9 protein-coding genes are annotated in these 20,814 nt (G+C 59.4%); 8 read left to right on the top strand and 1 reads right to left on the bottom strand.

Translation table 11 applies throughout. From position 1 onward, the window contains the following. The first annotated feature begins 568 nt into the window (after positions 1–568). Positions 569–10,786, top strand: coding sequence for an Ig-like domain-containing protein (locus CC94_RS21410; RefSeq protein ID WP_169740952.1), 10,218 nt, complete (start codon positions 569–571; stop codon positions 10,784–10,786). 17 nt (positions 10,787–10,803) lie between these two features. Then, complete coding sequence (locus CC94_RS0109480) at positions 10,804–11,373, top strand: outer membrane beta-barrel protein (protein WP_051911430.1); 570 nt, start codon at positions 10,804–10,806, stop codon at positions 11,371–11,373. Positions 11,374–11,878: 505 nt separating this feature from the next. Here CC94_RS0109480 and CC94_RS0109485 read toward each other — a convergent pair. Beyond that, positions 11,879–13,891 carry a hypothetical protein gene (locus tag CC94_RS0109485; RefSeq protein WP_031430623.1) on the bottom strand — a complete coding sequence of 671 codons (2,013 nt, stop codon included), beginning with the start codon at positions 13,889–13,891 and terminating at the stop codon, positions 11,879–11,881. 410 nt (positions 13,892–14,301) lie between these two features. Here CC94_RS0109485 and CC94_RS24695 point away from each other — a divergent pair, with 410 nt between their 5' ends. The 6 genes from CC94_RS24695 (at position 14,302) to CC94_RS0109520 (ending at position 20,804) form a co-directional block, all read left to right on the top strand. Continuing rightward, positions 14,302–14,799 (top strand): hypothetical protein, encoded by a 498-nt coding sequence (locus tag CC94_RS24695; protein WP_245549447.1) that lies wholly within the window; start codon positions 14,302–14,304, stop codon positions 14,797–14,799. Between the two features lie 116 nt (positions 14,800–14,915). Continuing rightward, positions 14,916–17,276: a penicillin-binding protein 1C gene (gene pbpC, locus CC94_RS0109495; RefSeq protein WP_005369276.1), complete on the top strand. Its 2,361-nt coding sequence runs from the start codon at positions 14,916–14,918 to the stop codon at positions 17,274–17,276. A 256-nt stretch (positions 17,277–17,532) separates the two neighbouring features. Next, entirely contained in the window at positions 17,533–18,045 is a 513-nt protein-coding gene (locus CC94_RS0109500) for a hypothetical protein (RefSeq protein ID WP_005369277.1), read from the top strand. Between the two features lie 279 nt (positions 18,046–18,324). Further along, on the top strand, positions 18,325–19,119 hold the full coding sequence (lgt, locus tag CC94_RS0109510; RefSeq protein WP_031430626.1) for a prolipoprotein diacylglyceryl transferase: 795 nt from the start codon (positions 18,325–18,327) through the stop codon (positions 19,117–19,119). 35 nt (positions 19,120–19,154) lie between these two features. Further along, positions 19,155–19,988: a thymidylate synthase gene (thyA, locus tag CC94_RS0109515; protein WP_005369279.1), complete on the top strand. Its 834-nt coding sequence runs from the start codon at positions 19,155–19,157 to the stop codon at positions 19,986–19,988. A 153-nt stretch (positions 19,989–20,141) separates the two neighbouring features. Continuing rightward, positions 20,142–20,804, top strand: coding sequence for an inorganic pyrophosphatase (locus CC94_RS0109520; protein WP_005369280.1), 663 nt, complete (start codon positions 20,142–20,144; stop codon positions 20,802–20,804). Positions 20,805–20,814: the final 10 nt, after the last annotated feature.

Raw genomic sequence — 20,814 nt, forward strand, 5'->3', positions numbered from 1 at the left:
CAAGCAAGAAGAAGCCGTTTACAAATACACCAACGTCGTTACGATCGACGGCGTGCAGATTGATGCCTATGTAAAGATTGAAAGTATTCAGGGCGCGGAGTTGACCTCGATCGATAATAACAATCCTACAAACGCAACGGCTCCTGCGGGAATGACGACTGCGGATTTTTTTGCCCCTGAAATCAAAACGACGGCAGCCGATGGCGGCGTGACTTTTTCGATCACGTTCAAGGACACCGATGGCAATGTGCGCGCCTTGAGCGGCTTTTATAATAATTCCATCGATATTGATGCTGCCAGCGGCAATGTCAGAGAATTTGTCGAGTACGGCGGTTTTAAAAGCTATACCGTCAATAATCCCACGGATTTGCAAATCAAGGCGGGAGCCGTCGGGACGGGGCGCATGCGTTTCGAAAGTGGAAATAATAAAAGTTATGATGGCTTGGTCGTCAACGATATAGGCCGCGTTCAGACGCAATTCGATACGGTCAGCACGTTTACCATCAAGATGGGGGCAACAGGAAACGTAGGCTCAACTGCGCGTCAGTACGGCTCCATCTTCGCATCGATGGCTTTTAGCAACCCGCTGACGACCGAGGCGCCCACCGTCGACGCGCTGCGCACCAACGACCTGACTCCCATCTTGACCGGCACCGTCGGCAATACCCTACTCGGTGAGAGCGAAGCCTTCAGCGTGAACGTGAATGGCAAGACCTATGAGAAGGGAGATCCTGAACTCACGATTAATGACATGGTCTGGACGCTGGAAATTCCCGTGGGCGACGAATTGGCCAACGAGGATAAAACCTACGAAGTCAAGGCCCTGCGCGGAGGCGTCTTGTACGACCAAACGGCGAATGAACTGATCATCGACGTGACTCCTCCGACGGTCGTCGATGCGATCATTACAATGGACAAGTCCTCGCTGAAGGCGGGGGACACGGCCCTGGTCACGATCCAGTTTAGCGAAGCGGTCAAGAATTTCGATAACGACGATCTGACGATCGAGGGCGGCACGTTGACCGCTATCGTTTCCAGCGATGGCGGCATCACCTGGACGGCAACTTTTACGCCGACGGCCGATCTCGAAGACACCTCCAACGTCATTACGCTGAACAACGCCGGCGTGACCGATCTCGCCGGCAATTCGGCCAACGGCAGCACGACAGCGTCGGACAACTATGTGATCGACACCAAGCCGCCGGTGATAGACCTCGATCCGTCGGACGCCTCGACGCTGAACCACTCGGCCAACGTGTTGCCGGGCGTGGCCGTCGGTATCGATGACAATGACGATGCGGCCAGTGTTATCGAAGGAAATGGAATTGCTTCCTTGGTCTTGACGGTGACGGGCTTGTCCGATGGGGATGACGAGTTGTTGTCCTTCGATGACGGCAGCTTCTATCGGGCGAACGGCAGCGCAGCCGTGGGCACGGTTACGGTTGGCGGCGTCTCGGTGCAGGTGACGGCCAATGGAACCTCTGGCGGGGCGAGCGGCACGTTCACCATCGTCAAGTCGGGAGGAGGCCACCTTACGGCAGCCGAAACCGCCAGCATTATTCATGCGTTGGAATATAAGAATGCTTCTACCACCCCGACAGAGGGCGATCGCAGCTTCAGCTTCACCGCGACGGATGCTGCCGGTAATGCCACCGCCAGCGCGGCGGTCAGCACAGTCACGGTCGACGACGACCGCGACATCACGGTGACCGGCGGCGGCACGTTCAACGAAGCCTCAACGTATGCGACGTTTACCGTGACTGCCGATGGCGAGGTGGGCGATGCGGTGTTGCTGGAGCTAGGCAACACGGCGGACACGGCCGACCGGGACGCGACGATCAGCGGCTTCGCGATCCACTATTCGACGAACGATGGCGAGGACTGGGAAACCTATACCTGGAATGGGGCATCGGGTAACCGTCCGACGGTACCGAGCGGCGGCCAGATTCTGGTGCGCGTGGGCATCGGCACCGAACAGGACGATCTCTACGAAGGCGCGGAAACCTTCACGCTAACGGCGAGCTATGCGACAAACAGCGCGAAAACCAGTACCGACACGGCGACCATCGTGGACGACAACACGGGCCGTATCGACGTCAATGGGGATGGCGACATCACGGATGCCGACGAAGGCGAAGGACCGGGAACGCCGGGCGGCAGTTTAACCTTCGACGATGACCGGGCCATCACGGTGACCGGCGGCGGCACGTTCAACGAAGCATCGACCTACGCGACCTTCACGGTCGATGTGACCGGCGAGGCCGGCGACAAGGTGGAATTAACGTTGGGCAACACGGAAGACCCGGACGACCAGAACGCGACGGTCAGCGGCTTCGCGCTCCAATATTCGACGAACGGCGGCACCTCCTGGACGACTTATTCGGGCAGCAGCCAACCGGAAGTGCCGGCCGGCGGCAGCGGCCAGATTCTGGTGCGCGTGGACATCACCTCCGAACAGGACGACCTCTACGAAGGCGCGGAAACCTTCACGCTGACGGCGAACTACGTTTCGAACCCGGACAACGGCGACACGGGCCTGGCCACGATCATTGACGACGGCACGGGGACGATTCTGGTGCCGACGGATCCGGCCGATCCCAGCAAGCCGCATGGTTCGAACCCGGCCGAAGGCAATGAGGGTCACGTTTCGGCGGACGACGACCGCAGCATAAACGTGAATGACATCACCGTCAACGAAGCGTCGAGCCACGCCGTGTTTACCGTAACCGGCACGCAAGGCCAGCATGTTGTCCTGGCGTTGACCGGGGGTACTGCTACCGGCGGCGGCATCGACTTCGGCAGCGGCGGTGCAGCGAACCTGCAATATTGGAATGGCGAAACGTGGTCGAATTACACGGGGGCGATCGCCCTTCCGGATGGAGGCACCCTGCTGGTGCGTACGCCACTCGTCAACGATAACATCTATGAAGGCAGCGAAACCTTCACCCTGACCGTCACTCCCGTGGGTGGCCACGCCGCTACCGGCACCGCCACCATCCAGGATGACGGCACCGGCACCCTCTTCGACCCGGACACCGGCGAGGAAACCCCGACTGACCCGAGCGATGAAGCTTACATTACACGCGACGATGACCGCGCCGTGAGCGTGAACGGCATCACCGTCAACGAAGCGTCGAGCCACGGCGTGTTTACCGTGACCGGCACGCAAGGCCAGCAGATCGTCCTGGCCCTGACCGATGGTACGGCCGTCAGCAACGGTTCCAATCCCGACTTTGGTCCGGGCCTGCAATACTTCAATGGCACAACCTGGCAGACCTACACCGCCGGAACAGCCGTGACCATCGCCAATGCCGACGGCACCTTGCTGGTACGCACGCCGCTCGTCAACGACAACACCTATGAAGGCAGCGAAACCTTCACGCTGACTGCCACTCCCGTGGGTGGCCAAGCCGCTACCGGCACCGCCACCATCCAGGACGACGGCACCGGCACCCTCTTTGACCCCGACACCGGCGAAGAAACCCCGACTGACCCAAGCGATGAAGCTTACATTACACGCGACGACGACCGTGCCGTGAGCGTAAACGACATCACCGTCAACGAAGCGTCGAGCCACGGCGTATTCATCGTCGAAGGCGATGCCGGCAGAACGGTAACGCTGGCGCTGACCGGCGGCACCGCCACCGGTCAGGCCACCGGCGGCGGCATCGACTTCGGCAGCGGCGGTGCCACGAACCTGCAATATTGGGATGGCGAAGCGTGGTCGAATTACACGGGGGCGATCGCCCTTCCGGACGGAGGCACCCTGCTGGTGCGCACGCCGCTCGTCAACGATAACACCTATGAAGGCAGCGAAACCTTCACGCTGACCGTCACCCCGGCGGGCGGCCAAGCCGTCACTGGCACCGCCACCATTCAGGACGACGGTACCGGCACTATCTTCAAGGACAACGGCACGCCTGATAGCGAGGCTCTGAAGGACGACGACCGCGCCGTGAGCGTGAACGACATCGCCGTCAACGAAGCGTCGAGCCACGCCGTGTTCACCGTCGAAGGCGACGCCGGCAGAACGGTAACGCTGGCGCTGACCGGCGGCACCGCCACCGGTCAGGCCACCGGCGGCGGCATCGACTTCGGCAGCGGCGGTGCCACGAACCTGCAATATTGGGATGGCGAAGCGTGGTCGAATTACACGGGTACGATCGCCCTTCCGGTCGGCGGCACCTTGCTGGTACGCACGCCGATCGTCAACGACGATCTTTATGAAAGCAGCGAAACCTTCACCCTGACCGTCACCCCGGCGGGTGGCCAAGCCGTCACCGGCACCGCCACCATTCAGGACGACGGTACCGGCACTATCTTCAAGGACAATGGCACACCCGATAGCGAGGCTCTGAAGGACGACGACCGCGCCGTGAGCGTGAACGACATCATCGTCAACGAAGCGTCGAGCCACGCCGTGTTTACCGTGACCGGCACGCAAGGCCAACAGATCGTCCTGGCCCTGACCGATGGCACGGCCGTCAGCAGCGGTTCCAATCCCGACTTTGGTCCGGGCCTGCAATACTTCAATGGCACAACCTGGCAGAATTACGCAGCCGGAACAGCCGTGACCATCGCCAATGCCGACGCTACGCTGCTGGTGCGCACTCCGATCGTCAACGATACTCTCAGCGAGAGCAGTGAAACCTTTACCCTCACCGCAACACCCATAGGCGGCCATGCAGCAATCGGCACGGCCACCATCAGGGACGATGGCACAGGCGATATTTTTGACCCGGACACCGGCGCAAAAACCCCGGCCGACTCGAATACTCCGGGCTATATCCCGCGCGACAACGATCTGACCGTTACTAATCCGGTTGTCAACGAGGCGTCCGGCACGGCGGTGTTTGAAGTACACGCCACGCCGAACACGGCAATCACCCTGGCCTTGACTCCGGAGACAGCCGACGGAAGCGGTGTGGATTTCGGCAGCACCGGCAGCGTCAACTTGCAAGTATCGGTTGACGGCGGCCAGACCTGGACCAATTACACGGGCGGCACTGTTACCGTGCCCAACAACGGCACGGTGCTGGCGCGCACGCCGATCACCAACGATACAGTTTCCGACAACAACGAAACCTTCAGCCTGAATGTGACGCCGGGTAATGGCGGCGTTAGTGTCAAAGGTACGGCCACCATTAAGGACGACGGCACCGGCGATATCTTCAAGGACAACGGCACGCCCGATAGCGCGGCTCCGAAGGACGACGACCGCGCCGTGAGCGTGAACGACATCACCGTCAACGAAGCGTCGAGCCACGGCGTGTTTACCGTGACCGGTACCCTGGGCCAGAGCATTACCCTGACACTGACCGACGGTACGGCCGTCAGCAGCGGTTCCAACCCCGACTACGGCCCTGGCCTACAATACTATGACGGCGAAACCTGGCAAACCTACACCGGCAGCCCGGTCGAGATCATCAATGCCGACGGCACCCTGCTGATACGCACGCCGATCATCGACGACAACACCTATGAAGGCAGCGAAACCTTCACCCTCACGGCAACGCCCATAGGCGGCCAAGCCGCCACCGGCACCGCCACCATCCAGGACAACGGCACCGGCGATATCTTCAAGGACGACGGCACGCCCGATAGCGCGGCTCCGAAGGACGACGACCGCGCCGTGAGCGTGAACGACATCACCGTCAACGAAGCGTCGAGCCACGCCGTGTTTACCGTGACCGGCACGCAAGGCCAGGAAATCACCCTGAGTTTGACGCCGGGCACGGCCACGGGCGGCGGCGTTGACTTCGGCAGCGCCAACCCCCTGCAAGTATCCATCGATGGCGGCGCCACCTGGACCGACTACACAGGAGCGATCGCCCTTCCGACCGGCGGCACCCTGCTGGCACGCACGCCGATCGTCAACGACGACGTCTATGAAGGCAGCGAAACCTTCACGCTGACCGTCACCCCGGCGGGTGGTCAAGCCGTCACCGGCACCGCCACCATCCAGGACGACGGCGCCGGCGATATCTTCAAGGACGACGGCACGCCCGACAGCGCGGCTCCGAAGGACGACGACCGCGCCGTGAGCGTGAACGACATTATTGTCAACGAAGCGTCGAGCCACGCCGTGTTTACCGTGACCGGCACGCAAGGCCAGGAAATCACCCTGAGTTTGACGCCGGGCACGGCCACGGGCGGCGGCGTTGACTTCGGCAGCGGCAACCCTCTGCAAGTATCCATCGATGGCGGCGCCACCTGGACCGACTACACAGGAGCGATCGCCCTTCCGACCGGCGGCACCCTGCTGGCACGCACGCCGATCGTCAACGACGACGTCTATGAAGGCAGCGAAACCTTCACGCTGACCGTCACCCCGGCGGGTGGTCAAGCCGTCACCGGCACCGCCACCATCCAGGACGACGGCGCCGGCGATATCTTCAAGGACGACGGCACGCCCGACAGCGCGGCTCCGAAGGACGACGACCGCGCCGTGAGCGTGAACGACATTATTGTCAATGAAGCGTCGAGCCACGCCGTGTTCACCGTGACCGGCACGCAAGGCCAGGAAATCACCCTGAGTTTGACGCCGGGCACGGCCACGGGCGGCGGCGTTGACTTCGGCAGCGCCAACCCTCTGCAAGTATCCATCGATGGCGGCGCCACCTGGACCGACTACACAGGAGCGATTGCCCTTCCGACCGGCGGCACCCTGCTGGCACGCACGCCGATCGTCAACGACGACGTCTATGAAGGCAGCGAAACCTTTACCCTGACCGTCACCCCGGCGGGTGGCCAAGCCGTCATCGGCACCGCCACCATCCAGGACGACGGCGCCGGCGATATCTTCAAGGACGACGGCACGCCCGACAGCGCGGCTCCGAAGGACGACGACCGCAGCATCACGGTGACCGGCGGCGGTACGTTCAACGAAGCTTCGACCTACGCGACCTTCACGGTCGATGTGACCGGCAAGGCCGGCGACAAGGTGGAATTGACGCTGGGCAACACGGCGGACGCGGCCGACCGGGACGCGACGGTCAGCGGCTTCGCGCTCCACTATTCGACGAACGGCGGCACCTCCTGGACGACCTATTCGGGCAGCAGCCGGCCGGAAGTGCCGGCCGGCGGCAGCGGCCAGATTCTGGTGCGCGTGGACATCACCTCCGAACAGGACGACCTCTACGAAGGCGCGGAAACCTTCACGCTGACGGCGAACTACGTTTCGAACCCGGACAACGGCGACACGGGCCTGGCCACGATCGTTGACGACGGCACGGGGACGATTCTGGTGCCGACGGATCCGGCCGACCCCAGCAAGCCGCATGGTTCGAACCCGGCCGAAGGCAATGAGGGCCACGTTCCGGTGAACGACGACCGCGCCGTGAGCGTGAACGACATCACCGTCAACGAGGCGTCGAGCCACGCCGTGTTCACCGTGACCGGCACGCAAGGCCAGCCGGTCTCTCTGGCCCTGACCGACGGCACGGCCGTCGGCAGCGGCGCCAACCCCGACTTTGGTCCGGACCTGCAATACTATGACGGCGAAACTTGGCAGACTTACACCGGCAGTCCGGTCGAGATCATCAACACCGATGGCACCTTGCTGGTGCGCACGCCGATCATCGATGACGGCGTCACCGAAGGCAGCGAAACCTTCACGCTGACCGTCACCCCGGCGGGCGGCCAAGCCGTCACCGGCACCGCCACCATCGAAGATAACGACGAGCAAACGGTCCTCAGCGTCGTTGCCGAAGACAATGGCAATTCCGGACAAAACCCTGTCGACGACCGTGTCGTTGAAGGCGAGAGCTTGCGTTACGCCGTGACCCTGTCCGGCGCGAGCGCCATCCCGACCGAACACAGCGTCGCCCTTGGCGGTACGGCCGACAGCAGCGACTATGCGGCGCGGAGCGGCTGGACTTTCAGCGGCGGCGTCGCCTGGAAAGACGCTAATTACAATGCCGTCATCGTGCCGGAAGGCGTGACCAGTTTTACCATTACCATTGGCACCACCGATGACAGTCTCATCGAAGATGGGGAAACTTTGAGTCTGACCGTGGGCGGCGTGACTGGCGCCGGAACCATTCTCGACAACGATCTGCCGCTGCAGGTGAGCAACATCGAGGTGAACGAAGCCTCGCCGTTTGCCATCTTTACTGTCAGCGGTCTTGCCGGCCAGCCGGTTAGTTTGGCTTTGGCGCCTACCGGTAGTGGCGAGGGCCATGCCATCTTGGGCGTAGATACCGCCAATACCCCCAGCGGTTCGGCGTTGCAGTTTTTCGACGGTAACGCCTGGCAAGATTATGTTCCGGACAGCGTGACGAACTTTCCTGCAGGCGGTCTGTTGCTGGTTCGAACCGGTATCGTCAATGACGATCCACCCATCTATGAAGGCCCGGAAACCTTCCAATTGATTGCCAGCAGCGGCGGCCGCGCGTTTACCGGAACGGCGACTTTGCTCGACGATGGCACGGGCACGATTTTTACCGGCTCGGTCAGTGCCGATACGCCGGTGACCAGTCAGAGCCATCTTGACGATGACCGGTTACTGAGAATCGATAATGTGACGGTCAACGAGAAGTCTCCGTATGCGGTGTTCCGGGTTTCCGGCTCTACAGGACAACAGTTATCTCTCTCGTTGGAAGAAACCGCGGCGCGCTTGGCGGATGGAACCTTGCCCGAAGGCCACGCGGCCTTGGGTGACGATACGGGTACCCAACTGCAGTATTTCGATGGCGATCAATGGGCTGATTATGTGGGGTCGCCGGTGACTTATCCGGCCGGCAGCACCACACTGTTGGTGAGAGTCGCTATTCGAGATGACGAGGTGTTCGAGGGGCCGGAGTCGTTCAAACTGAAAGCGGTCACCGGCAGCTTGACGTCTTATGGCACCGGGGTAATTGGCGATGACGGGCGCGGTGCGTTTTATAACGAAAGCGGCGCGGAGACGACCGACCCGAGGATAATCAAGGACGATGACCGCAGCTTTTCGATTGACAGTTTTGAGGTGAATGAAGGTTCGTCGTTTGCGGTGTTTATCCTCACCGGTTTGGGCGGCCAGCAATTGACGTTGCGTTTGACTTCAACCGGCGTAGGCGAAGGCCATGCCAGTTTGGGCCTGGATGTGGCGGATACGCTGGAAGTGTTTATGGATGGCGCTTGGCAGGCGTATCCCGCCAACGATGTCTTGACCTTGCCGGAGGGGCCGGGCGCGGTAACGAACTTGCTGGTTCGTGTCCCGTTGATCAATGACCTCTTAAAAGAGGGCGCTGAAACTTTCCGCTTGACGGCCACCGGTTTGCCCGGCAGTCCGGTAGTGGGCGAAACCTTCGGCACCGCTACCATCAAAGACGACGGTACCGGGCTGAAATACACGGGCGATCTGATAGACGGCCGGCCGGTCAGCAATACCGTCCTGTTGGATGACGATTTCGACAAAGACGGTATTGCGCCCAATGTGGAAGAGATTTTGGCGACCATGTCCTCATCTACCGGCAACGGCGGTGCCGATGGCGACTTGAATAACGATGGCAAACAAGATGCCGAACAACATGCGCTGGCTACATTGGCCTGGATCAATAGCGGGTATTTCGATAAAGCCATTGAAGGCACGTTGACCGAAGTCAAGCCGATCATTTCGTTGTCGGTGGTATCGGGATATGCCGAGGAGGATTCGCCGATAGTTGGCGATGAGTTCTATCAGCTCAGTCAAATCAACGTGATTCCTCAGGATGCCGCCGAGTTCGGCGGGCATCCGGTCAGCGTGAATAATCTTCCCAATGGCACTACCATTGAAGCGCCTTGGGATCCGATTCAATTTGCGATTACGCCTGTCGACGACGGACTTGTCTTGCAGGATTTTGATAACAATCCCGACAATGGTACGCAAGTGCGGGTGGTGATCGACATTTCACGCGCTAAAGTACCCGAAAACGGCTTCAACGCTTATCTCAAATATGTTACCCAGGCGGCTATAGATGCGCCAGGCGTCTTGCTGGATTTGAACGGTAAAGAGATTACCAGCGCCGGTTGGTATGATTTTACGCAACGCACCGACGCGGCGGGTAATCCGGTGGGCGATGGCGCTCGCTTTATCATTAAGGACGGTCTGATTCAAGCGATCGAGTTGACGCTTACCGACAATGCTTTTGGCGACAACGATCCCAATATGCAAGCGTTGTTCGATCCGGGGTTGCCGGTGTTCATCCAGCAGCCGGTTAATCCTCCACCCGTGTGGATTACTTCGAATGTCAGTTTAAAAAAGACGCCGGTGGACGTCGATAATGTGCAATTGCTCAACAAGATCGTATCGACATCCACCAGTGCCTACAATTGCTTGCCCGATTGGCTGCTTAAAATGGCGGGCCTGTCGAATGCGTCTACTCATGGCATTGCCAATTTGAATTGCGCCGGCAATGCCAAGGACAATATCCTCGTGGGTAACGACGGCAAGAATGTTCTGCGAGGATTGGGAGGTAACGATGTGTTGGTGGGCAGTGGCGGCTCCGATAAATTGTTCGGCGGCGCCGGGGCCGATGTGTTCAAGTACGTGGAGCTGTCGGACAGTTTGGTCGGTAAGAAGAACCGCGACGTCATCGCCGACTTTAAGGTGAATGAGGACAAAATCGATTTAACCGAGTTGGCCAACAAATTGCTGCCAAGCGGGCAGCAGTTCGTTCTTGTCACGGCATTTAGCGAACAGGCAGGGGAATTGCATTTCGATGCCAAGACCCATCTGTTGCAAGGTGATGTCACGGGCGACGGCATAGCGGATTTTGAAATCATGCTGACTGGCGTCAAGGCGCTGACTGTGGATAATTTTGTGTAATTTTTTGAGAGAGATCGATGAACATAAATAAGTTAGCGACGGTTTTGGTTGCCGTCTCATCGCTGGGCATTAGCGCCGTTTCGCAAGCGAGCGGAGAGGCGGGCGATATTTATGTCGCGCCGTTCGGCAGTTATTTGCATCCGGGCGGCGATACGCAGGCATCCGATGGCTGGGGGGCGGGAGCCGGCGTCGGAATGGTGATCAATCGCTATTTCAACGTGGAGGCGCGCGGCTTCTGGCATAACTATAGGAACGACATTCCCTGTTGCGGCGGCGGCGAAACCGATTTATTGGGAGCTAGCCTGGACGGGCAGTTTTACTTCATGCGCGACCGTTTTTCACCCTATCTGGTCGCCAGCCTCGGCGGCATGCGTACCGAGTTGACCTCCCGTTATTTCAACACCCATGCCACTTCGTTCATTTTTGAAGCCGGCGGCGGCAGCAGTTTTACGATTACCGACAACTTCAGTTTACGCGGCGATGTTCGCTATCGTATAAATACCCTTCCGTCTAACGTCGGCGGCGAAGGCGTGTTGAACGACTTGGTGGTGAATTTGGGCTTTGAATTTAAATTAGGCCAATTATAGGTCTTGAGGAGGCTCTGAATAAGCTGATTCCGTCCATGGCCCGGCAAGCTCACCACGAACGGAATCGACAGCTTACCGCTCGTCCTGAGCTTGTCGAAGGATTTAATCAGCTTGTAGGGCGGATTCGCCGTCAGGCAATCCGCCGCGCTTTAAAGGGGATTGGCGTTTTGCTGTCGCGAAAACGCCCTACAGTGTGGTAGGGCGGTTTCGCGTAAGCAAATCGCCGTTTGCCATAGCAAGGTAGGACGGGTAGAGCGAAGCGAAACCCATCATACGATATGGCTTCCACAATGGGTTTCGCTTCGCTCTACCCAACCTACGGGGCTATTCAACGTGCCGCCGGTCTATGCCGAGGCGATGTATGTACCGACCTTGCGAGCACATTCCGGATCAGGCACGGTGCGTGTCGACGAGAAAGATCCGTAGGTTGGGTTAGCGAAGCGTAACCCAACAGGATTCGGCTTCGAGTGTTGGGTTACGGCTGGCGCCTAACCCAACCTACGCACTAATTGATATGCGCTGTTCCTCCAGGCGGTTCCGCCGCCAGGATAGCGTATTGAATCCCCGATTCCGGCAGGGCGGAATCACTGACTTCCAATGTCCTGACATGGTAGCCAAACCCGGCCAGAAACTCAGTCAATCGCGACACATCCCGCCAGTACAATACGCCCGCGACGATAACCGGCTGGCAACGCCGTATCGTATTGCCGGCCCCTTGCAGCACCGACAGCAGCGGTAAAGGCGAGCAGACGGTCAGCAGGCGGCACGCCTCTATTTTTCTGGCATCCAGCGGCCAGCAGACGATCGGCTCGAGCTGTTCCGAATTGCCCATGCTCAACGGCAGATATTCATCATCCATCGAGAGATGGGCGATTTCGCGTACGGCGTATCCTTCCCCTTCCGGCATCGCAAAATGCGCTTCGGCATGGCGAATTCCCGCCCGCGCCAGATTGGCGCAAAGCAGCTGATACAATTCCCGGCGCGGTTCGAAAGCGACCAGACGTCCCTGTCCGCCGACCATTCGAGCCAGAGGCAGCGCCGCTGCTCCGGCTCCCGCGCCAAGATAAACCACAGTATCTCCCCTGGCCAGGACTTGCTTGCCCAAACCGATGACGGTCTGGTGGAGTAACTGCGCCAACGGGTCTTCCCGCTGCCGTATCGGCATGTCCAGTTCCATGCCTTCGATGACTGCCTGCCGCGTCGAAAGCTTCCGTTCCGGGCCGGGTTCGGGATGAAACCGTATCGGATAGGCACGATAGGACGCCTGCTTTTTAGCCATCATTCGGCGTAAGGCGGAAAGTACGGCATCAAAATCCAGTGTCTCCCACGCCATTTCGTAATGGCTCGATGCGGCGGCCCAGTCGGATGGCGCAACTTTGGCCTTACCCCAGCCGGAAAGCTGGCTTGCGCCCGGCAATAATAAACTTTCACCCAATGGGTAGTAGGGATAAACCTCCAGCTCCATCGAGGCCATCATCGTAACGGACGGCGTTGAAGTCGCATCGGCGAGGTGTTGGGTATAAGTGTCAACGCCAATGAGACCGTCGACTTGCGTGAGCAGCGCCGCCAGATGGTCCACCGTTGGCGTGATTTTCGAAACGAACTGCAAACGAGGGGAATGGATGTTCAGCTGATGAGTCAGCAGCACATCCGCTTCCGGCCAGGCAGACAGGAGATGCTCGATCAATCGCCGCAAGGCGCTTTCCGGCATACTCCGCAATAGCACCGAAGCGTGCGGATTCACCAGGATGCGCGGTCCAGCTTTAGGCGTCAGGCCATCAGCCACCGCTCGATCGGCCTCCGCCGGGATGGCTACTTGGTTGCGCTTGTCGGCAGCAGCGACTTGGGAAGGCTCTATGCCGAACCACCACAGATACCAATCCACCATCGGCATCTTTCCATAACGAGGCAGCAACAGCAATCTGCTGGTATCGAAGATACCCTGATAGCGCGACATTTCGGCCAGACTCAAGCCTTGAGTCAATACGGCATCGATACCCTCCACATTCCGCACCAGCCTTTCCAGGCGATCGTCCTTATGCCAACCCAGCATGAGGTCCACCGACACCGCCGGCAATTCGGCGCGCAACACGGACAGCACCTGCCTGAAAGCCGTAAGGCCGATCATCGTGTCGCCCAAATTGCTGACGAAACCATTGATGACGAGCAGCCGGAAGTGCTCGCGAAACGGTTGGGCGGCTTTAAGCGACCGCAATTGAAGGACAAGGCATTGCGGCGGCGATTGATGTTCGGGGTCGGCATACGCTCCGGCGCCCAACAGGACGGGAAATCCCGCCGTCCGCACGAGGGTTGCCGACGAAATGATTCGCAACAATTCCGCCTTGTTCGCTTGCGGCCAGGCCTCCGTCAATGCCTGTTGGAGCATGTCGATTTCCCACTGGGCCGAGATATAGACCGTATCCGCCGTAGGCGTTTCGAGCGAGGGTGCGGCTTTCAGGGTTTTGCGCTGGCCGCGAACGCTCAAGGCAAAAGGACGGCTAACGGCATAGCCAATCATATCGACTCCGATTAAGTAAATTTCAAGCCGGTAATCATATCATCCGCTTGTCTCATCTCAGATTATTCTCCGCGCCTCCAGTTGGAGCCGCGACAGCTTTCGTACAACAGGCAATATCCCGCCATGATCGGTATCCAAAGCCGGACAGCTTTAAAGAAACTCACGGTCCGGCAGCCGCTTTTCCGCCGGGTTCTCGCTATGGAGAGGGGGTAGAGTTTGGCCGATAATGACTTCTTCCCTAGTTCCCCTGTCGAGCGATAGCGTTACCTCAGGCGGGGTGGAGTTACCGCTGTAGGGTACGCTGTGCGTACTATTGGAGGATAAAAGGTACGCCGTCCCCTACAGTCAATAAGGGTTGTGGCGTATTCGGCTGTTGAGGCCATCCGACCCGTTTCTCTTCCAAATACCGTTTGCGCCGGCCGGATTTAAGCCTAGCGCAAACCCAGCGGGATAGGATAAGGGTTTCTCTGCTCAAACCGATGGGTTTAACATTGCGCGCATCGATTGAACCTATGTTCGAACCCCCGGTTTTTTCACCACATCTGGTAAAATTCACCGTCTCCTATTTAATCCGTAACATTCAAGAGTCATTGATTATGCAAAATTATCTTACTGTTCGAGCGAAGCTGGCGATTTCATGCTTCATTCTGGCCCTTGGCGGCTGTGCCTCCGAACCGGCGCCGGTCCCGGCCCCGGAACCGCTTATTTCCGGCGAGGAAATGCTGCGCGAAAGCCAGGGCATCGCGAATTTAGGCGATCGATGGAAAAAAGGCAAGCAGTTGGTCGACCGCGGCAATGCCATGATCGCCGAAGGTCAAAATAAAATTAACGAAGGCCGGCGAATCGTCGAAGAGGGAGAAAGAATCATGCGCGAAAGCGAGGAAAACTATAAAAGTATCAAAAAATAACCGTGCGGAAATCTCCGACAAGAGGCTGCTCAGGCTGGGCTGACGCCAGGAAGCCCGACCTGCGCTTTTCCCGGCAGAGCCTGTTGTCATTGTCCGAAACAGTGATGGTTGATTAAATGACCCGCAATCAAGCCGGCCTACCGCGCAACCCGTTGCATGCGCATGGGTGGTTTCGAGCCGCCGTTCTCGGTTTAGCGACAGTCTGGCTTGTTCTTGGAGCGGTTAAGTATTTCCCCAAATCGTCACTTTCGGATGCCTACCCCAAATCAACCGCGATCTACGCCCGGCATGGGGAACTGCTGCGCCTGACCCTGGCGAGCGACGGCCAGTTCCGGCTGTGGACTCCGCTGGAACAGATCCCCGTCCATCTCCGCGCCGCCGTCCTGCTCTACGAAGACCGCTGGTTCTACCGGCACCCCGGCGTCAATCCCTGGGCTTTGGCGCGCGCGGCCTGGGCCACGTTGACTAACAACGGCCGGCAAGGCGGCTCCACGATCACCATGCAGGTCGCCCGGCAGTTATACCGGATCGACAGCCGCCGTTATTTCGGAAAACTGCGGCAGATTGCGTTCGCGCTGTGGCTCGACCTGCGCTACGGCAAGGACGAGATACTGGAAGCCTATCTGAACGGCGTTTCGTACGGCGGCAATATCGTCGGGATCGGTGCGGCGAGCCGGATTTATTTTCACAAGCCTGCGGTGGAGTTGAACCGGATCGAAGCGGTGACGCTGGCGGTGATTCCGCAAAATCCTGCGCGCCGCGTCCCGATACACCATGAACTGCCAAAGGCGCTGCTGGCCGCCCGGCAGCGCCTTTGGCAAAACTGGCTCGACGAATTTCCGGAAGACCGCCGCTATGCCGCCGATCTGGCCTTGCCCTTGCCCGTATACGGCCGTTCCGAATTGGCGATCGAAGCCCCGCATCTGACCGACCTGCTGTTGCAGCGTTGCGCCGGAGCGGAAGCGATCCTCAGCAGTCTGGATCGGACCGTGCAAAAAAGCGTCGAACGTTCGATCCGCCATTTCCTGGCGGCCAACCGCGACAAAGGCGTACGCAACGCCGCAGCCCTTTTGGTCGATACAAATTCGATGCAGGTGCGGGCGATGGTCGGCTCGGCCGATTACCGGAATGCCGCGATCGACGGCCAGGTCAACGGCACGCTGGCGAAACGCTCGCCGGGTTCGACTTTAAAGCCGTTCGTCTATGCGCTGGCGCTCGATCAGGGGCTGGTGCATCCGCGCACGATCCTGGCCGACCTGCCGACCGCCTTCGGCCCTTACAGTCCGGAAAATTTCGACGGCCGTTTTATCGGGCCGGTCACGGTGCAGGAGGCGTTGATCCGCTCCCGCAACGTCCCTGCGGTCCGGGTTGCCGCCAAGCTTTCCCGCCCGACCTTCTATCAATTCCTGCTGCGCGCCGGCGTGTCGAGGCTGCGGGATGAACCGCATTACGGGCTATCGCTGGCGCTCGGCGGCGGCGAGGTGACGATGGAAGAGCTGGCCGAGCTTTATGCGCTGCTGATCAACCGGGGAAAGCTCGGCAGGCTGAATTATTGCGGCAGCCCCGGCCGGGCGGAATCGGAAGCTACCGAGCCCTTGGCGCTGCTGAGCAGCGCCGCGGCCTACATTACGCTCGACATGCTGAAGCACAATCCGCGGCCCGATTCGAAGCGCCCGGACCGGCCCGAGACGGCCTGGAAAACCGGCACTTCCTGGGGATTTCGCGACGCCTGGAGCATCGGCATCGCGGGGCACTATGTGCTGGCCGTCTGGGTCGGCAATTTCGACGGCACTAAAAATCCTGCTCTGGTCGGCGGCAAAGCGGCCGCGCCGCTGTTCTTTTCGATTCTCGACGGCCTGCGGGCCCAAAGCCTGTTGCCCGGACTGGCCGACCCGATTCCCTCGTTCAAGCCCGATACGGTTGCAGAGGTCGAGGTCTGCGCGGCCAGCGGCGACCTTCCGAACGCGGACTGTCCGGTACGGGCGAAGACCTGGTTCATTCCGGGCAAATCGCCGATCCGAACCAGCACGCTGCACCGCGCGGTCCATTTCGACCGGCAAACCGGCCGCATCGTCTGCCCGGACGCCCCCCAAAGCCGGCGCGAAATCGTCGAATTCTGGGACAGCGAAATGCTCCGCCTTTTCGAACAGGCCGGCATGCCGCGCCGCCCGGCTCCGCCATTGCCCGCGTGCTACCGGAACCCGGCGGAAGAGGACGGCGGGCTCCGAATTATCTCGCCTTTGAAATCCGGCATCTACGCTCTCCGTCTCGGCAAACCGTCGACCCTGGCCCTGAAAGCGACCACGGCCGCGAACGGCAACATTTACTGGTTCGCCAATCGCAGTTTCATTGCCGGAACGGCTCCTTCCGAAACCTATTCCTGGCTGCCCGGCCAGCCCGGCCATTACCTGATCAGCGTGGTCGACGCGGACGGCCATGCCGCATCGACCGAAATCCGCGTCGAACTGGCGCCCTGAAACCGCAGTTTGGGCGCTCCCGCAATGCAGAAGTAGGGTACGCTGCGCGTACCATCCGCAACACAGAAGCGCAGCCGGAACGAAATTATCCGCACCGATCGTACCCGAATGACGGAACCTGGCGTCTATCCGGCCGGTCTTGGTAAATATTCCGAAGCACGGCTTTCAGGGCATTCGGATTTTGACTGAAGTACCCGTTTTCAAAAGCCCGGCGCGCAATGGGTTCGCCGGGGGTCAATACACGAGGAGAACGATAATGAAACACGCAGCCTTAATTTCGATGGGACTTTTATTTTTCGCGACGCCTGCGTTCGCCGAGGAAAATGCGGCGCCGCAGCGGCGCGAGGATGTCGAGCAGCGCCGCCAGGAACTGGTGCCTTATAACTCCGCCCAGGCGCTGGAAACTTTCTCCAAGACCGTTCACGGCGGAGTTCTGCACGTAGTGGCCAAAGCGGACAATCCCGAACAGGTTGAATTGATCCAGAGCCATCTGAAAAAAATGGCCGAAGAATTCAGAAAAGGCGATTTTTCCAGCACGATGCGGATGCACGGCCCCGATATGCCGGGCCTTCAGCAATTGAAAACCGCTCCCGCCGACGATATCCGCTACGAATACAAACCGCTGCCCAACGGGGCCCAGATTCATTTTTCCACCGAATACCCTCAGTATGTACAGGCCCTGCATGAATGGCTGGATGCACAGGCAAAGGATCACGGCAATGCCCAGGTGCCCGGGCATACGGAACATCATTCGGGCATGTCGGAATAAAAGGCATCGGCGATGCGGTGAAATGTCCGGGCTCTCCGGCGCGCAGGCCGTCCGGACATTTTATTTTCCGTTGGCGCCCCTCGCCGATGTTCGCCAAGTAGTCAAGTATCCGGCTACTGCGAAGGGCGGTTTCCTTCGGCCCGCACAAGAGCCGAGCCGTCCGGGGCGTTTGCCCGTGGCAAGGTTTTCCGCGCTTTGTATTGCCGGCTCGGCCGTTATCGGCCTGAAATTCCATGTATAATGGCCTTTCGTTTGATTGTTCAACTCGCCCCGGTAACCATGCTGACTTATCCGCAAATCGATCCGATCGCCATCGCCATTGGCCCGCTGAAAATCCACTGGTACGGTTTAATGTACTTGGTCGGATTCGCCGGCGTCTGGATATTAGGCAAGAAACGGGCCGAAAAACCTTGGTCGCCGATCAAGCCCGAGGCCATCGAAGACTTGGTCACTTACGGCGCGCTCGGCGTGATCCTGGGCGGGCGCATCGGCTACACGCTGTTTTACAATCTGCCCGAATTCCTGCACAACCCGCTGGTGCTGTTCGAGATCTGGAAAGGCGGCATGTCGTTCCACGGCGGCATGCTCGGGGTGTTCGTGGCGATGTGGTTTTTCGGCAAGCAGCAGCACTGCACGATGATGCAGCTGACCGACATCATTTCGCCGCTGTGCCCGATCGGCCTGTTTGCCGGCCGGATCGGCAACTTCATCAATTCGGAACTCTGGGGACGGACGACCGACGTGCCCTGGGCGATGGTGTTCCCGAACGGCGGCCCTTTGCCGCGTCACCCGTCCCAGCTTTATGAAGCGTTTCTGGAAGGCGTGGTGCTGTTCGTCATTCTCTGGATCTATACCGCCAAGCCCCGCCCGAAGATGGCGCCGACCGGGATGGCGCTGTTTTTTTACGGCTGCTTCCGCTTCTTCGTCGAATTCTTCCGGATGCCCGACGTGCAGTTGGGCTATCTGGCGCTCGACTGGGTCACGATGGGACAGATCCTGTCCATGCCGATGATCCTGATCGGCGCCGGGATGATTTACTGGGCTTACCGCAAGCCGATTTCGCAAAACGTTTGAATCGGCATGACGACAGGACCTGAATTCGGAATTGCATGCAACCTTATCTTGATCTACTGAACAAAATCCTTCACGAAGGCGTCCGGAAGGGCGACCGGACCGGCAGCGGTACTCTGTCGATCTTCGGACACCAGATGCGTTTCCCGCTGGCCGAAGGGTTTCCTTTGGTTACGACGAAAAAGATCCATCTGAAATCGATTATTCACGAACTGCTCTGGTTCCTGCGCGGCGATACGAATCTGGCCTATCTGCACGAACACAAGGTCACCATCTGGGACGAATGGGCCGACGAAAACGGCGATCTCGGCCCGGTTTACGGGCGCCAGTGGCGCGCCTGGCCGCTGCCGGGCGGCGGTACCGTCGACCAATTGAAACAGGTCGTCGAGCAGATCGAGGCCACTCCGAACAGCCGCCGGCTGATTGTTTCGGCCTGGAACGTGGCCGATTTGCCGGACGAAACGATCAGCCCGCGGGCGAACGTCGCCCAAGGCAGGATGGCGCTGGCGCCGTGCCATGCGCTGTTCCAGTTTTACGTTGCGCAAGGGCGGCTGTCCTGCCAGCTTTACCAGCGCAGCTGCGACGCCTTTCTGGGCGTGCCGTTCAATATCGCGAGCTACGCTCTGCTGACGCACCTGGTCGCGCGGCAGGCCGGTCTCGGCGTCGGCGATTTCATCTGGACCGGCGGTGATGTACACTTGTACCTGAACCATCTGGAGCAGGCCCGGCTGCAATTGAGCCGTACGCCTTATCCTTTGCCGCGGCTGGTGTTGAAACGCCGGCCGGATTCGCTGTTCGATTACCGGCACGAGGATTTCGAAGTCGAAGGTTACCGGGCGCACGATCCGATCAGGGCGCCCATTTCGGTTTGATGCCAGGCGTTTCGCGACTTTGGCCTGTCTATTTTATGTATCATCTCGATAGCGTATGTGCGATCGAGGCAGCTTATCCGTCGATCCGGTTTTACGCTGCATCGAAGCTACAGTTTATTTGTTCGATTCATCGCCTTCAAACGGAGCATGGCAATGAAACAAGACCGCCCATTGATCGATCCCAATTACATGAACAACTACCATTACAAAGCCCATCCCTGGCACGGCATCAGCGCGGGCGACAATACGCCTTCGGTGGTCAACGCCTTCATCGAGATCGTGCCGACCGATACGGTCAAATACGAAGTCGACAAGAAAAGCGGCTACCTGAAAATCGACCGGCCGCAAAAATTCTCGAACATGGTGCCGACCTTGTACGGATTCATTCCGCGTACCTATTGCGGGGGTAAAGTCGCCGAGTTCGCCGCCTTGAAGTCGGGCCGGATGGGCATCAAGGGCGACGGCGATCCGCTCGATATCTGCGTGTTGAGCGAACGTAGCGTGTCGCACGGCGACATCATCCTGCAGGCGATCCCGGTCGGCGGCTTCCGCCTGCTCGACGGCGGCGACGCGGACGACAAGATCATCGCGGTGATGAAAGGCGACGAATTTTACCGGCAGTGGAACGACGTGTCGGACTGCCCGAGTTCCTACATCAACCGGCTGATGCACTATTTTCTGACCTACAAAAACCTGCCCGGCGAGGAATCCACCTGCGAGATTACCGACGTGTACGGCCGCGCCGAAGCCCATGAAGTGATCAAGCGCGCCATGCAGGATTACATGAGCCTGTTCAACGGCATCGAAGACTTATAGCCCTCCGAAT

The organism is Methylomicrobium agile (genome assembly GCF_000733855.1).
GTDB lineage: Bacteria > Pseudomonadota > Gammaproteobacteria > Methylococcales > Methylomonadaceae > Methylomicrobium > Methylomicrobium agile.

Coding starts and splice junctions, on each gene's coding strand:
- CC94_RS21410 (WP_169740952.1), top strand. CDS start 569: ATGGCTTTTAGCAACCCGCTGACGACCGAGGCGCCCACCGTCGACGCG.
- CC94_RS0109480 (WP_051911430.1), top strand. CDS start 10,804: ATGAACATAAATAAGTTAGCGACGGTTTTGGTTGCCGTCTCATCGCTG.
- CC94_RS0109485 (WP_031430623.1), bottom strand. CDS start 13,891: ATGATTGGCTATGCCGTTAGCCGTCCTTTTGCCTTGAGCGTTCGCGGC.
- pbpC (WP_005369276.1), top strand. CDS start 14,916: ATGACCCGCAATCAAGCCGGCCTACCGCGCAACCCGTTGCATGCGCAT.
- CC94_RS0109500 (WP_005369277.1), top strand. CDS start 17,533: ATGAAACACGCAGCCTTAATTTCGATGGGACTTTTATTTTTCGCGACG.
- lgt (WP_031430626.1), top strand. CDS start 18,325: ATGCTGACTTATCCGCAAATCGATCCGATCGCCATCGCCATTGGCCCG.
- thyA (WP_005369279.1), top strand. CDS start 19,155: ATGCAACCTTATCTTGATCTACTGAACAAAATCCTTCACGAAGGCGTC.
- CC94_RS0109520 (WP_005369280.1), top strand. CDS start 20,142: ATGAAACAAGACCGCCCATTGATCGATCCCAATTACATGAACAACTAC.